Annotated in this window: 15 protein-coding genes; 9 read left to right on the top strand and 6 right to left on the bottom strand. The window is 58.5% G+C overall.

Going from position 1 to position 14953, the window contains the following annotated elements; genetic code table 11:
• Positions 1–33 precede the first annotated feature (33 nt).
• Both V3B25_RS07250 and V3B25_RS07245 read right to left on the bottom strand, forming a co-directional pair.
• On the bottom strand, positions 34–1923 hold the full coding sequence (locus tag V3B25_RS07250) for a DUF4209 domain-containing protein (RefSeq protein WP_329810383.1): 1890 nt from the start codon (positions 1921–1923) through the stop codon (positions 34–36).
• 119 nt (positions 1924–2042) lie between these two features.
• Entirely contained in the window at positions 2043–2189 is a 147-nt protein-coding gene (locus V3B25_RS07245; RefSeq protein ID WP_164092920.1) for a hypothetical protein, read from the bottom strand.
• 354 nt (positions 2190–2543) lie between these two features.
• Between V3B25_RS07245 and V3B25_RS07240 the strand changes: the two genes are divergently transcribed.
• Positions 2544–3935, top strand: a complete 1392-nt coding sequence (locus V3B25_RS07240; protein ID WP_072168243.1) for a site-specific integrase — start codon at positions 2544–2546, stop codon at positions 3933–3935.
• 102 nt (positions 3936–4037) lie between these two features.
• A complete protein-coding gene (locus V3B25_RS07235) occupies positions 4038–5528 on the top strand; it encodes a hypothetical protein (protein ID WP_329810382.1) in 1491 nt (496 codons plus the stop codon).
• A 5-nt stretch (positions 5529–5533) separates the two neighbouring features.
• On the opposite strand, the gene V3B25_RS07230 is transcribed toward V3B25_RS07235, so the two are convergent.
• The 3 genes from V3B25_RS07230 to V3B25_RS07220 all read right to left on the bottom strand — a co-directional run bounded on the left by V3B25_RS07230 (position 5534) and on the right by V3B25_RS07220 (position 8070).
• The gene (locus V3B25_RS07230) at positions 5534–6610 is read right to left on the bottom strand and encodes a DUF3800 domain-containing protein (protein ID WP_239499520.1); all 1077 of its coding nucleotides are present in this window, start codon (positions 6608–6610) and stop codon (positions 5534–5536) included.
• A gap of 95 nt (positions 6611–6705) precedes the next feature.
• Complete coding sequence (locus V3B25_RS07225) at positions 6706–7377, bottom strand: hypothetical protein (protein ID WP_239499518.1); 672 nt, start codon at positions 7375–7377, stop codon at positions 6706–6708.
• Between the two features lie 378 nt (positions 7378–7755).
• On the bottom strand, positions 7756–8070 hold the full coding sequence (locus tag V3B25_RS07220; RefSeq protein WP_072168244.1) for a helix-turn-helix transcriptional regulator: 315 nt from the start codon (positions 8068–8070) through the stop codon (positions 7756–7758).
• A 130-nt stretch (positions 8071–8200) separates the two neighbouring features.
• Here V3B25_RS07220 and V3B25_RS07215 point away from each other — a divergent pair, with 130 nt between their 5' ends.
• The 3 genes from V3B25_RS07215 (at position 8201) to V3B25_RS07205 (ending at position 9695) form a co-directional block, all read left to right on the top strand.
• Positions 8201–8977, top strand: coding sequence for a hypothetical protein (locus V3B25_RS07215; protein WP_329810381.1), 777 nt, complete (start codon positions 8201–8203; stop codon positions 8975–8977).
• 68 nt (positions 8978–9045) lie between these two features.
• Positions 9046–9357 carry a hypothetical protein gene (locus V3B25_RS07210; RefSeq protein ID WP_072168246.1) on the top strand — a complete coding sequence of 104 codons (312 nt, stop codon included), beginning with the start codon at positions 9046–9048 and terminating at the stop codon, positions 9355–9357.
• Entirely contained in the window at positions 9354–9695 is a 342-nt protein-coding gene (locus tag V3B25_RS07205) for a hypothetical protein (RefSeq protein WP_072168247.1), read from the top strand. The genes V3B25_RS07210 and V3B25_RS07205 overlap by 4 nt, the downstream gene beginning before the upstream one ends.
• 56 nt (positions 9696–9751) lie before the next feature.
• Here the strand turns inward: V3B25_RS07205 and V3B25_RS07200 are convergent, their stop codons facing one another.
• The gene (locus V3B25_RS07200; RefSeq protein WP_072168248.1) at positions 9752–10084 is read right to left on the bottom strand and encodes a GrlR family regulatory protein; all 333 of its coding nucleotides are present in this window, start codon (positions 10082–10084) and stop codon (positions 9752–9754) included.
• Positions 10085–10258: 174 nt separating this feature from the next.
• Here V3B25_RS07200 and V3B25_RS07195 point away from each other — a divergent pair, with 174 nt between their 5' ends.
• The 4 genes from V3B25_RS07195 to V3B25_RS07180 all read left to right on the top strand — a co-directional run bounded on the left by V3B25_RS07195 (position 10259) and on the right by V3B25_RS07180 (position 14906).
• Positions 10259–11281, top strand: coding sequence for a toll/interleukin-1 receptor domain-containing protein (locus tag V3B25_RS07195; protein WP_072168249.1), 1023 nt, complete (start codon positions 10259–10261; stop codon positions 11279–11281).
• An 816-nt stretch (positions 11282–12097) separates the two neighbouring features.
• Positions 12098–12316 carry a hypothetical protein gene (locus V3B25_RS07190; RefSeq protein ID WP_072168251.1) on the top strand — a complete coding sequence of 73 codons (219 nt, stop codon included), beginning with the start codon at positions 12098–12100 and terminating at the stop codon, positions 12314–12316.
• A gap of 964 nt (positions 12317–13280) precedes the next feature.
• Positions 13281–14387, top strand: coding sequence for a DUF3667 domain-containing protein (locus tag V3B25_RS07185; RefSeq protein ID WP_329810380.1), 1107 nt, complete (start codon positions 13281–13283; stop codon positions 14385–14387).
• Between the two features lie 75 nt (positions 14388–14462).
• A complete protein-coding gene (locus V3B25_RS07180; protein WP_329810379.1) occupies positions 14463–14906 on the top strand; it encodes a GNAT family N-acetyltransferase in 444 nt (147 codons plus the stop codon).
• Positions 14907–14953 lie beyond the last annotated feature (47 nt).

Genomic DNA, 14953 nt, shown 5'->3' with positions numbered 1-14953 from the left:
CGTGCCGCTGGGCTCGCGCCCGCCCAACCAAGCCTATGCATCCCCCTCGCTCTTCAAGCTCTTGGCCTGCTCCCACATTTCAACCATACGCTCGCGGAAGGGCCAAAGCACCAACCTCAACATCGTCCACCAGAGCGCGACTGTCCCCACGCTTGCCAACTGGTCGTCCGAGATAAGACCGTGACCATAGCGATTCCGGAGGTTGTGCCCAGCCTTGTGCGTCAGCAGCGCCTTAAGTTCCAAAATCAAATCAGGCGAGAGAACGCTCCCCACATCTGGGTGGGCCAAGAGCTCGTTGAGGGATTTTTCCTCTTCAGCACCATCCGTCGCATTGCTATTGGACAGAGTGTGGATGCCGGCCCGTTTGAATGCCGCGCGCACAAATGGCTCGGCTTGGGGAATGAGAAACACCGCAGCCTCCTCCCAGTCCAGTTCAAGGCCCGCCAAGATTCCTCGTGCCAACGACCATTCATGGCCGCGCGGTGTAACCGGCGAGCTATGCAGTATCCCGACGATGTCGGCCAGGGTAGGCTCAAACTTTCCCTGTAGGACATCTAGAGCAGCGGGTATGGCCACCTGCGCCAGGATGGGATGGTCGTGCTGCGACACATGATTCACCATACGCCGCTCCATTTCCGCTTCATCAGAAGCGTCAAATGGCGCAGTTGAGTCCACGGGAACGCCGTTGGCGTCATAGGTAACCTGACGAAACATCCCGGTAAAAATGAACCGCCGAGCGTTGTCTGTTACCTCTGTGCGAACCTGCTCAGCGTTGACCCAGTTGGAGAACGCAAAAGCCACTTGCAAGAGCGCGTCGGCCAGCGACGGGGCTGTGACGCGCTCTCGGACATGCTTGACGACTGAGGACACGTCGATCTGGTGAGAAAAGGTGCTCATCTCCCCGAGAATGCGAGACCTGATGTCGGCCAGCTCTGCCTGCAACTCCTTGATGCGGGTCCTGTCTCCTTTGTGACGCCGCAACACGGCAATGCCCTCGGCCATCCGGTCGGCCTGGAGCATGGCTTGCCCCGGCGTCCGAGCCAAGCCAATCAATGCATCCGCGCTCTTGTGGTGAGCGATCTGCTCCCGAGAGGGATCCTTTGCGGCGAGCCACAGCGCAGCAGCCTCTCGGAACAAGTCCACGGCATCTGGAGATGGACCACTGGCAAGCAACGTCTCGCCCTGTTGCTCGAAGGCTTCAGCAGCCTCCGCAGCCATGGAGCGATTCCGCTTCCGGATCTCTTCAGCGATCGGAATGCTGACGCCCGGCCATGACTTTTCTAGGCCTTGATGCATGAGTGACTTTGCAGTAACCCATAGTGCTTCCGAAAACTCGGTATCGCGCCGGAGGTATCTCCATCCCAGCTCCATTGCCCGCTGTAGGCTCTCTCTTCGAGACACTGCATGGTCATCCGAGCGCATCGAATACTCAAGATGTGCGCGAGCCGCCATCGCCCCCAGTTGCCAACCAGGCCTTTCGTAGACTGGAGCCACTTGCAAGGCCACGTCGGAGAGCCGCGCACGAACCCACGCATCTGGGGCCCTTTCAGCCATCATCTCAAGAGCATCCAGATCGTGTATGCCCAGATCGTCTGGGGCAGCAGACCGGCCGTTGCTCATCTGGAGTGCGGCCACATAGGGCTGAGGCGTCCCGACAACCATGTGCATTGAGATAGCGGCTGAGAGCAGACGCAGAATCGCGGCATCTTGCGGACGCTCTTCTTTTATTTCATCGCCGCGCTTACGTAGCTCAGCCACAGTGGTCCAGCGGCTAACCGGGCCTGATAGGCTTGCGAGCTCTTGCTGCCAGCCAAAGGCTTCCAAATCCTCCCTAGACACCGGGGCATCCAAAATTCCTTGGCGGATAAGCTCTTCACCGGAGGCATCCCCCTGAACATCTGAACCTGTCATTTCTTCCTCCATGAAATCGCTTCGGGGCCCACCTTAGCAAGGGTGTGGTGCCAACCATCGTTGGCTCAAACAGCATTGCGCACTGCCGACAGTGGAGGCCAGCACGGTAGATGCTGGCCCCCTCTACCGCATTACTTCTTGCCTTTCTTGCTCTTGTCGGGAGCTTGGCTCAGGGCTGAGCCCGCTGCCGTCTTAGATTTACTGCCGGTTCGATCGTCACGCAAAACAGCACTTGCGGCCTTCGCTGCCTTCGGGCTCGTCTGTTCGTTTTTTGCCATGTCGTCTCTCCTGACCACCAAGGGGTGGCAGGCGGAGAGTATGAAAAACAGACATAAACGCTAACAACTAAATTTTGACATTTATCCTGCGTTCATTTTCAAAAAATGAACTGTTAGGTTACCTCAGTTAAACAGTACGGTAATGACTCCGAAAATGGACCGACCTGACCCGCACAAGCCATTGATTTTAAAGTAAACGCCAGCGCGGCTTAGGGCGGTACGATTGGCTAGCCCGACGTGCAAAATGTCACCTCTCAGGCGATGCCTAAGGCCGCGAATAAAAAGCCGATTTTTCGTTGACGATTTTTAGACCCGCAGTATCTGTACTTCCATCCTTCAGATGGAAGCAACGCAGTGACCTCCCCCACCTCGAAACAGATCAACTCCTACCTCGCAGACCCAACTGGCACCCTCAAACTGACAGACGTGCGCATTGGCCGCGTCCGCATCGGCGAAATGATCGTTACTGGCCGAGAAGCAGCCATTCATGCTCAAGAGATCATCAACGACGCCTGCGAGCGGACCCGTCGAGCGCTCCTTGGAAAGAATGGCACGCGCCACCCTGAGCCTCTCCCCGTGGCCGCTCCCGCTCGATTGCTGTCTATCGAGATCCGGGACTACCTGGCTGACCGCGAGCGCATGGGCCTGACACGCAACACCATCGAAGCCACAGCGCGGTCACTGAAGATGCTCCTTATGGCCTGCGGGGATATTCCGGTGTCCCGGGTCGACCACGTGCATATCTACCGACTCTGGGAGCTGATGCGCTGGGCTCCACCACTTCTCCAGTCAGACCCTCAGTATCGGAACTACACGTATGAGCAGGCGGTGGCCCAGGGGAAGGCGCTCCGCGTCCAACCGCCCGCACCGGCCACCGTAGAAAAGCACCGACGGTTCCTGGTCACCTTCTTTGGCCGGCTGGACAAGGCGAAAGCCATTGTGGGCTCTCCCATGCACTTTTTCCCTGAGGCGAAGAAGGATCTGGTCATTGACCCCGACAAGGCAGAGCGTCTGTTTGACGAAGAGGATTTGCGTCGCATTTTTGCCCCCAACACATTCATCCCCTGGGCAATGAAAGCGCCCCACCGGTGGTGGGTGCCTATGATCGGACTCCATACGGGAGCGCGCATCAATGAAGTCGCTCAGCTGAAGTTGAACGACATCGTCCAGGAGGCTGGCGTGTGGTGCATCAAGATCCAGAAGACGGTAGACGCGGACCTGAGCCACAGAGACAGGAACCGGAGCCGCCAAAGCCTAAAAGGCAAAGCAGCCGTCCGAACGCTCCCCATTCCCCAACCGCTGCTCGATGCGGGGTTCCTGGCGTTCGTGGAGGACATCCGAGCCTGTGGCCATCCTCGCCTCTTCCCCCACCTGTCTGCAGGCGTGCGACGAGATAGTGGCGATACCAACGCCCGTTACAGCCAAGGCGTGCTCAATCAATTCAGCCGATACATGAAAGACCTGGGCTTCCCTAAAGGCGTCGGGTTCCATGCCTTCAGGCACACCCTTGCCACAGAGCTACACCACATGGGGGTGGCAGATGAGGACATTGCCTTGGTCACCGGCCACTCCATCAGCAAGCGGGTCCCAGTGCTGCACGAGGCCTATTTCCACAAGAAGCCAGCGCAGGCACGAACGAAGCAGATCGCAGTCCTGGAGAAGTATCGCCCTGACGTGGTGCTTCCGGTCTACCAAGCGGGGCAGTTCAAGGGGGCGTTGTCCGACCCCCGGAAGTTCTACCCTTGATAGCCTCGCGCAGAAGCGGGCCCGGGCGACATGTCGGCACCGGCGTCCGCCAGGCCTGCTTTAGGGTTGATAATGGGCCTCCTCATCGGAAGAGGCCTCAACGTGACCTACGATCAACTCGCAAAGATCGCTGCCAGCTTTGGTCTGCGAGACTCCATGGTTCATATCTGGGCCTACAGCCTGCACATCGGCCATGGGTATGGCCTGCCCATCGAATATTCCCACTCTCGCCCAGGGCTGCCGGATCAGATCAGACCGTATGTCTTTGAGTTCTACTTGGACCTCTACGTAAGAGAAATCCTACAACATGCGGGGCCTTCAAAAGGGGCGCGCCGGTCGTTACGCAACTGGACTGACCTCGGCACCTTGCACAATGCCATTCGAGGCTACAGCGAGTTCAAGGCAAAGTGCGACCTCGACATCTGGACAACGATGCATCGAATCGGGCACCAGCAGTTGCCTCATTTCGATCGCTCTAGCGCTGCCTACTTCGGCCGTTACTGGTCGCTCTATAAGCGCGGCCGCCTTTCAAACATTGTATTTAATGCCCTAGGGCTGACCGCTGAGGATTACTTCCTCCTGGCTGGGGCTACCCAGGCGCTGTTTATGCGGAACTACGAAGTGGCGCTGATGCCGCAACTGGCTATGCTTGGGCTGGACTCGTCCGCGGTGGCGGCAAGGGTGGCCGCCATCAGCGGCACGCCTAAGCTACTGCGGAACCGCTGTGCTCTGGATGCTCGTTACGACTCATCTTGGGACTACACTCCGAATCCTATCGTCGTGAAGCCCCTGATCCAGCTTCGCTCTGACGCTCCCGATCGCCTGACATGTCCACGGCCTTCCTTATTAGGTAAGCGCCTTCTGGCTGGGCTCTTCTATGACTTAGCAGATGCCGACGGCTTCGCCCAAGCGTATGGCGAAGCCTTTGAGGAACTAGTAGGCGATTGCTTTAGCCACCTAACCGGTAAGGCGACAGCTGAGCGTCCTGCACCGTATTTTGTTGGCAAGATGCAGCACCACGGAAGCGACTGGCTGCTTAGGGACACATCCACAAGTCTTTTTGTGGAGTGCAAGACCATGCGCATTCCCGTCCCAGCAAGGCTTGCGGCGGATCCCGGCGATCTGGAGTCCGGACTGGCGCGCCTGGCAAAGGCGGTCGTTCAGAACTATCGCAACATATTGGATGCAACATCAGGGCGTGCCGGCATCAGGCTGCCGGATGGAGCTATCTACTCCCTGATAGTGACTCTGGAGGACTGGATTCTCTTTAGCCATAAGTCTGTGGATGCGCTCACCGGCCTCGTGAAGAAGGAGCTGGAGGCACGAGGGATGGATAGGGACCTCCAGGAGCGGTATCCCTTCTCCATTGTCTGCTACGCTGCGCTGCCAGAAGTGGTTGACTCCATCAGTGAGCATGGCCTGCGCATCTTTACCGAAAAGTCCAGCCACCGATTCAAGGGCTACCTCTTTCCTCAGTTCTTAAAGGATGCCGAGCTCAGTAAAGATGGCGCGACAGCCTCCATGTTTGACCGTGAATGGGAGGATTTGATGGGACGACTCAACTCTAGGTTCCCAACGGCTTCCATCACGTAACTATGTCAAGGCTTCGCTTTGTGGCGAGTATGACCAGTGGCCGCACTCTTGTAGACCATCGGTCTGGCGCTCCGTCTTGCACTCAAGGCCGCGAGATAGGCCGTCCCTTCCGCAAACCGCTCTTCTCCCAATGACATGAGATGGATGGACGGGTTCGGCGTCTGCCGTTGAACTGTCAGACGCCCAAGAAGACACGCGATGCCGTCGTTGTCTTCGAACTCCCCTCTCAGGACCCTACGCCATGCAGACGCCAATAGGTCGGCCACCTGCACGCCAGGAACATCATGCGAGCGGACGAACTTCGAATCCCGCATGACAGCTCCCAAGTTCACCGCTGACTTGATGGTGTGGCCAGCCGCCTCTTGCAGGTAGGCTGGAATGTCTTCGGGGGCATTTCTAAAACGCTTCTGAAAGTGGGAGTAGTCGAACCCTTCCACATGGATTCCAGGCTCCCTCAAAGATTTCGCCTGGATAAGGGCAGGTGCCATGTGGGTTAGCGTTTGCTCAAACAGAGGGCGGGCCGAGTTCTTTTCATCCATGCGCCACTTGAAGCTGCTCAGCGTGGCCGGAATGCGCTGGGCATAGTAGAGCGTAGTCATCCGAAAGACCTGATCCAGCAGGTCGATTTGCGCCACCATCTGGGTGTATAGCTGCGGAGACAGGCGCTCCAACCTGCCCGATAGATCATCGATGGAAGCACGCCCCTCTTCGTAGAGCATGTTTGGACGATTGGCTCTCACGCTCTCGACCTGCTTTGCTTGATGGGCCACCACCACTTCGGGGTCTTGATGGCCCAGGTCAATCGCAGAGATGAAGAGCGTTGCTTCGAGCTTACCGAGCTCGCCCAGGAAGCGCCTCAGGTTTGCTTCTGATAGGTCTTTCAGTTTGACCTCATTTTGGATACCGCGCCCCAAACGCCGTTTGAGCAGTGCCAGCGACTGCTCTACCCGCTTCCTGGCCACCTCCGGCACGACATAACCCGCAACGACGCACCAACTGTCGTTCCTCGTCGCAGGAACGAAGCTGCCGGACTCATCTACGTAGATGAACATCCCCCCTCCCAGTTCGAAAGCAGCGGCCATGGTCTTCACTCTCTTCACTCATGGCAATCTTCTATGCGCCGCTACGAGCACGCCATCTCGCAGACACGGCCCTCCTTCCGACTACTATCCGATTTTCAGAAGGGGACAGTGTTCGGCTTCAGCACGGGAGTGTTCGAGCTACCGCTCTCAGGTGCCCCGCCTCCGAACTCACCCGTCAGTCGATAGACGAAGCTTGGATGACCGTTTCGGTTGCTCTCTGTGGGACGATGCCTAACCAGCCCCCACTCGACCAAGTGCGAGATCCCAGCACTAACATGTTCGGGTCGCACGCGTGAGTAGCGCTGGAGCGTCTCATGCATGGCCAGCGCGTCACCTGTTTTGCCATCTCGCAAGAAGAGCAGGACGGGCAGAAGCTTCCAAGCTGCCAAGACAGTCACTCCTCTATTGAACTTGAACTTCAGCGCTTGGCTAGTCACAAACCTCGGGACCTGCCTAAAGGCGTTCGGCGCGTGTAGAAGCTGCGTGTAGCGGTTCCGATAGCCGTCACGCTCTACTTGCAACACGCCAGCCTGCTCCAAGGCCGACAAGGCTCTGCCCAACATCGGCCTAGCAAGGGCGGTGCGATCCTGCAGGAATGACATCCCCATCTCGACCTGGCGAGTATGGAAGTTCACCTCTAGCGCGAGCGCCAAATAGACCTTATGGGCGGCGATGTGCGTGCCCACCTCCCCATTGGCCCCGGTGAGGGAGGCCAACTTTCCAGAGTCCACTGCCGCCTTCGGGAAGCTTCCCCACTTGGTGCTCATTCTTTCCGCTTCCTGATTGCGGCCAAGACTACGTAAAGGGACATCCCCACCAGAGAAAGAGCCATTACGACGAGGAGCAACGCGGCAGCAAAGACCGGGTCCGTCTGGGAGGCCATGCGTTCAAAGAAATCGAGGATGGACTGGATAAGTGTCATAACTTGCCGCTCGGAGATCGATGCTGGAAGTTTTTCTCATCCTCAACAACAGTATCTAGATAGAGCTACACCATTTCAAAGCCAAAAATTCACTACAAGTTATTGATATTAAAGGATTCATGGCCTCACGATAGCGCATTCAACATGGTTCATGAGAAGGCGCGTCTTGGCCGCTCCCGTGAACCATGTTGGTCGTGGCTAGACAGCTTCTTGCGCCTCTAGGTCAGTCTTGGGTTGACGGAGCGGGCGCTTCAATCAGTGCTCGCAGGGCGCGCACTCGCTCCTTACGGCTCATCCGGGACAGAGCCAAAATGGCGTCCGCAATGACCTCATCTTCGGCAACCAAATAAGCCATCGGCAAGCCCAGCACGTCGGCCAGCTTCCCCAGTCCATCCAGGTCAATACCACTGACCTCGGTCTCGTATCTGTTAACCCGGCTACTGGCCAGCTTCTTATCAAGCCCCATCAGAACCCCCAGCGCTCGCTGGCTGGCGATGCCGCGCAGCTCCCTGGCCTGCTTGAGGCGGGCGGCGAACAAAGAGCGGGCGGAGGTGCTGGGCAAGTGAACGGATGTTGAAAACTTGGGTAGACAGCATGACGCGGTCCCTCGTTGCATGGCAGACTCTTCATGAAATGTAGCACTCTCCCGACCAACCACAGGGGTTTTCATGAAGAAGAACCAGACAAGGATGGCCACCGCCTTGGCGGCCACGCTGCTGTTGAGTGCCCACGTCGCTTCCGCCCAAGAAGCCAGCCAGTCCAACCCGGAGTCAGAGAAGCCGGGCTTCTTTCGACAGCTGGGCAAGAGCCTGAAAGATGCTGGCGGCCAGATGATTGGAGTGAAGCCCACCGGGGCCAGCGGAACTCAGTCTGCCGGCAATGAAGCGATCTACACCCCGGTCAGCGGGGCCGGAAAGATCCGGGGGCTGTTCAAATCCGATAACCACCAGCTCGCACAACAAGGCCGGCTGGACTGGCCCCGCGTGGCGTTGACGTTCCAGGAATGGGGGGCGTCCCTGCCTTGCTGGACCGTCGAGGCAAAAATCTGGACCAGCGCCACCTCGTCTACGACGGAGGTCTTCCAGACCTGCGCCAATGCAGCCCTGACGGAGACCGACGACCTGGGCGACATGGCTGAGCTCAACACGGCGGCGCTCTGGAAAGCCCGCGACAGCCTCACCGGCGTTCGGGTGCCGTCCAACAAGGCCAATACCGGGGCCAGCCGGTCTACCGGTCCTAACCCGCCCGCCCAACCGTTTGTCGTCAACGTCAGCCGCCCTGGCGTTTCGGACAAGGCGGTCGACGTGGCCCTGAGGGTGGCGTGGGTTTCTGGATTCATCCAGACCGCTGACCTGCACCCGGGCGCGTCGGGGATGCTGACCCCGTTCAAGGACAGTCGGATGTGGATTGCGGGGTTCAAGCCGGAAGGCAATCGAGACCGGTAAGCCCTCTCTTTCTCTACCCGTCCGGGGCGGCCTACCGCCGCCCCATCATCATCCTCAAGGATTGACCCATGAACGCAAGGTTTCCCCTGGCCGGCTTGGCCGTTGCACTGACCCTCTCTGCTTGCGGCGGCCCGCCGTCTACTAACGAGGCCGAAAGGGCACTCGCCACCCTTCTGGAGGAAAGCGGGGCTGGACGGGTTGGCGACATCCGCGACTTCGAACTGACCGGATGCGTCGAGGCCCAAGACGTGGAGGGCTACCGCTGCGACACCAAGGGGAAAGTCTCCATCGATATCGGCGGCCGCCAGGTGCCCATTCCGGTCAGCAAGAACCTTAGGTATGCGAAGGAGTCAGGGAGCTGGAGGGCCTACGCCAAATGAGCGGGCCCCCTCCCCTGCTTGACCAGCCGGTGCCCGCCCGCCGCAATCTCATGACGCCACGGGACCGATTTTTCTGGTGGTATTCGGGTGCCCTGCTCCTCACTGGACCTTTTGGGTTCATTGTCGGGCCGCTTATGGCCCGGCGAGGAACACGGAAGGTAGGACGTCTCTACCCTGCCGAGGCTCGAGTGGCTCAGGCTAGGGATAAGGGGTTCGCTTGGTGGCAGTGGTGGGCCATGACGGTGCTCACCTTGCTGGGCGCTGCTGGAGCCTTCGCAGTGCTGAGCGGGCTGCCGATGTTCCTTTTCGTGCTTTACGCACAACTGACCCAAGCCTAATGGCGTTTGCAGAAACAAGAAGGCCCCCTACTTGGGGGCCTTCTTGTTGGGGACGGTTAGGCCGCAGGGACCAAGTAGCGTCCTTCCGCTGTCAACGTAGCTTCCGGGTGCCCCACGATGCTGCCCTTGGCAACAAAGCCCGATGGAGTTGCGCTGCCCCGGAACTCGAGCTCGAACTGGTCGAGCCCACCAAACACAGATTCAGAACCCGGATCCCAGCGCTTGATAGTCAGCTTGGCCGTAAAGCCGGCGTCGGTGCTCTGCATAACCCCTGAATACGTGTAGCCAGAGTCGCCCCCATTGACACCCGATCCCTTGAATACAGCGATGCCCTCGCCCACGCCCTGCATGTTTGACGAAAAGCGAACGTGGTAAATGCCGTCTTTCATTTTCACACCTCCACTGGGTTGGAGGCCCCATTAAATCACCTCTTAGTCTCACCCGCCGCGACGCCAAACAGCGATTTTTAGGAGTGGGATGGCACGTTTGGTGCCATAAACCAGAATCGCCTGCTTTTGGATAGAATCTATCCCACGTAGCTACGCCCCAGCGCCCGAAGGAGCATGATCTTGCCTAGCGTCTTCTTTTCCTATTGCCACGCAGACGAAGAACTCCGCGACCAGCTCGAGAAGCAGCTCGCAATGCTTAAGCATCAGGGGATTATCGAAACGTGGCACGACCGCAGGATCGTCGCTGGCCAGGAGATCGATAAGACGATTGATGAGCACATCAACTCCGATGACATCATCCTTCTTCTAGTCAGTCCCGACTTCCTTGCCTCTCCTTACTGCTATGACCGAGAAATGAAGCGTGCGCTGGAGCGGCACGAATCGGACGAAGCAACCGTCATCCCTGTCATCTTGCGGGCCTGCGAATGGCATCACGCCCCTTTTGGGAAGCTTATGGCTACCCCAACCGATGGCAAGCCCGTAAAGCAGTGGGCAGACCTGGACGACGCGTTCTTGCAAGTGGCTAAATCCGTTCGCGCTGTGGCGGCTGAGCATGCACGAAAGATGGGCGTAACCAAAGCGGATCTAGTGCCTGCCTCAGCTCCGCTGCGGCTTGCCCGCCCCACTACGCCAACCGAGGCTACCAACCCCCCTCCCGAAGCAACTTTAGGACCGCGTTCCAGCAACCTCCGATTGGCTAAAGCGTTCACGCAGCGGGACAAGGATCACTTCAAAGCGGAGACTTTTGAATACATTGCCAAGCACTTTGAGAATTCGTTGAATGAACTCCAGTTGCGCAATCCAGGCTATGAGGGCACTTTCCGGCGCGTGGACGCAAATCGATTCTTTGCCACCATCTACGAAGACGGGCATGACGTGGCCCGGGCAACTGTCTATCTGGGCGGGATGCTCGGAGGCATTCACTACATGCAAGGCGAGACGCTTGACAGCAACTCCTACAACGAGGCCCTCACCATTGGTCACGATGACCAAACCTTATTCCTTACTAGCATGGGAATGTCGGCGTTTGGCTCCAATCGCGATCAAAAGCTTACCCAGGAAGGCGCGGCAGAGCTTCTCTGGGAGCAACTGATCGGGCCGCTTCAAAGCTCCAGCAACCATCCCAGGAGGCGCTGACGTGATTACGACAGGCGATTTTCACGTAGCAACGGCAAGTTCCTGCACACCGCTTTCGCTGCTCCTCCCTAGAAATCACTTAGACGAACCCTTGCTCATCGGGACCTCACAAAGCGGGAAGAGCGCATGCCTCATGTTGGGCCGACACCATCAGTATTCCTGGTTTGAATCGGAAGGTGCTGATGCTTGGTTTGGATTAGCGTATCCCTCGGTGCGCATCGAGATGGATGAGACCAGTGTATTCAGCCCCGACTACACGCAAGCTGCCTTGGGCAACCTCATACGGAAGGGAACTTCATTGGCGGTCTGCGCCAAATCGCGCGAGTTTAGGGGCCAGGACTTCGTAATCTTGGAGGACAACCTTCCTTCTACTGGGGAGATTTCCGTCGGGTTCACTCGGTGGCAGGTCGTCCTTGGTCAGGGGCTTGAGAAAAGAGTATTGTTCAAGATTGGACCGTCAGCCGATGTTGAGCTTCCCAAAGCGCCTTAGGCACATGGAACGAATCTCTCCCGGCCGCTACCCGCGCATCCTCCATTGCTAGGTGTGATGAGCCGGCCTCGGTCTGATGGTGCGTTCGGAGCTTTCGCTGTGCTGAGGACTTCCGATGCTGTTGTTAGTGCTGCATGCACATATCATTGACGGACCTGAATGAATCAGGCTCCCGAGGCAACGCGTGTCCAAGCCTTCAACTAGGCGAGCGCCCCCGTCGTAGTGGGCATTCGTGGCCCTCAGTTCAGGCAGACGCTTGGCAGCTCCACAGATTTGGAGTAGACTATTTTCGGGTCCAACCGGGACCAACTCACAGGAGTGTCGACATGAGAAACTCCGCCGCTAAGATGCCCTACCAAGAATCCGTTAGCGGATGGCTGAGGGACGTTGTTGCCCCAATAGCGCAGGCGGCGCAGGAGGGCAAGGGATTCCGACTGAAAGAAAACGGAGTAGACCCTAGAGAGTTTTTCTTGGCTGAGTTCAAGAACCAACGAGTTCTTGCGCAAGCTGCCGAACATGACTCTTTTTACGACAAGGCTGTCTGATTAGCACCGCTGACACGGGTCCATTAACAAGGAAAGTTAATGTATGTAGTGGATTATGATCCTTATTTTTACGTGAGCCTAGCCAAGGTTTTCGTTGAGTATGGATATGACAGCTCGACCGCTCAAGACCGATTTGATTTCGTTCAAGCGCAATGCGAGTCCTACGATCAATTCCCCCATCGACTACTTGCATACGACGAGATTTTGCCAGGCTTGAAGTGCACTTGGTGCGAGCGAAACGGCCGAGTCTTCATATATATGGCCGCAATCGTAGACGACCTCTCAAAGACTGTTGTATTTGTCGCCGCCGCTAAAGGCAGTCTTGGAAGAGACGAGTTTGTTGCAAACATGCGATTGGACTGGAAGCCCTAGTTTCATAGGCGGCGATGATCGTTTGCTTGCTGATTTTTTAGCTTGGACGCTCTACGAAGCCTCTTGCCCAGCGTGCAAATTCGCTCGAAATGGAGTAGCACACCCACAACCTCATCCCTTATCCTGATAGGACACAACACAGGACACATGTCCGGTTTGCGAACTGTTGCAGGGTCAAGGGGTTAGGTTGGAGTTGATCCGATCCCCCTCTCTCCGCCAGACAAACGCAAAAGGGCCGCCCACAGGGTGGCCCTTTTGCGTTTGTCTGGCGGATGGGATGGGTGGTGAGAAGCCACGCCGGGGTTCGACGGTTCTGCAGGAGCAGAACCGGACCGCCGCAGGCGGGTCCCGAGGCGCAACGCGCATCGGGATCGGGTGCATGGATGCCCACGACAATCCCCCTCTCCCCGCCCCTGTCGGGGCAGCCCCTCAACAGAGGGGCTTGTTCCTCCAGATCCATCAGTAGATCCACGCCACGCGTGGATGCTTTTGATCGCCTTACGCACGCTCGTTGGCACTCCAAAACAAAGCTGAACGAAACCTGAAAATTCGCTATCGTAGGCGCCTTCATCCGACGCTTGGCCCATTGCCCATGAGTTCGACCGACAGCGCTCACGCCGACTGCGAGAACTGCAACACCACCCTGCAGGGCCACTACTGCCATCGCTGCGGGCAATCGGCGCACAATCCGCTCAAGCACGTGGGCCATGCCATCGAAGAAGTGTTCGAATCCTTCTGGCACCTGGACGGGCGCATCTTCCGCACGCTGCGCGATCTCTGGGTTCCCGGCCGCATCACGCAGAACTACCTCAAGGGCCGCCGGGTCGGATACGTGCAGCCTTTGCGGCTGTTCGTCATCCTCACCCTGTTTACGTTCTTCATCGGCAAACTGTTCGTGCACGTCGACGACATCCGCATGGGCGGAGGCGATTCGCTGTATGCCAAGTCCATCACCGTTGAACAGGTCGAGGCCGCACGCGCGAAACAGCTGACGATGATCGATCAACAGCAGGCCAGCTCACCTGCCACCGGCAACGCCGGCTTCGCCATGGCCAGAGCGGCGGTGAATGCGGCAGCCGCACAGCGCAAAGCCGAGCTCACCGGCACCAGCAAGGAGGTCGGCACGACCGAGCCCGGCACCTTCTTCAACCACACCGTCAACGGCAAACCGTGGGACGCTGACACCAACCCCATCGTGGTGGCCGGCTGGCCCCGGTTCGCCAACAACTGGCTCAACAAGCGCCTGCACAACGGCAACGCCAACATCCAGCGCATGGGGGGTAAGACCGATCTGTACATGCAGGCGATCCTGACCGCATTGCCAGGTGCCCTGTTCTTCCTGATGCCGGTGTTCGCGCTGGTACTGCGCATCGCCTACGTGCCACGGCAGATGGGGTATCTGGAACATCTGGTGGTGGCGCTGTACAGCCACTGCTGGCTGATGATGGTGCTGCTGGCAACCTTCCTCATCGCCGGCATCAGCAGCGCGCTCGCATCCCCCGCCTTCGCCGCCGCCAGCCAATGGCTGTATGCCCTGCTGTGGCTGGCGGTCCCGGGCTATCTGCTGTGGATGCAGCAACGCGTGTATGGCGGCAACAAGGCGCTGACCGTGTTGCGCTACCTGGCCATCGGCGGCGTCTACCTGTTCCTGGTGAGCTTCGTGGTGATGTATGCGGTGCTGGCGGGAATCTCGGCCTGAGGGATACACGCACGGCATCCGGCCCATGAATCCACGTGTAGCGTGGATCTACTGACGATCGTCTATCGTGGGCCCATGAACCTCCGCCTCTACCGACCCGCAGATGCCAGCGCCTGCCTGTCGATTTTCGACAGCAACGTGCCCACCTACTTCGCGCCCGAAGAGCGCAGCGACTTTGAACGCTTCCTGCGTGAGCAGGCCATGGACTGCGCCTTCCAGGTGATCGAGCGCGACCACCGCGTCGTTGCCTGTGGTGGCCTGTCGCGCCGCGGCGATGGCAGCGCCGGTTTCTGTTGGGGCATGGTGCAGCGCGCGCTGCACCGGCATGGACTGGGACGCGAACTGGCGCTGGCGCGCCTGCGCCAGGCCGAAGCGGATCCCTCGATCAAGCGCATCGCGCTCAGCACCAGCCAGCACACCCAGGGCTTCTATTCCGGTCTCGGCTTCCAGGTGACACGTGTGGTGCCCGATGGCCACGGCGCCGGAATCGACGCCGTGGAAATGGAGCGGGAGCTCTAGCGCTCCCGCCCCGGTGCCATCCACGCAGAGCGTGGATCTACCGCTGG

This window comes from Stenotrophomonas sp. SMYL8 (assembly GCF_036320065.1).
Classification (GTDB): Bacteria; Pseudomonadota; Gammaproteobacteria; order Xanthomonadales; family Xanthomonadaceae; genus Stenotrophomonas; species Stenotrophomonas maltophilia_A.
The sequence above is the reverse complement of the archived record's forward strand: the minus strand, read 5'-3'. Positions and strand labels throughout refer to the sequence as shown.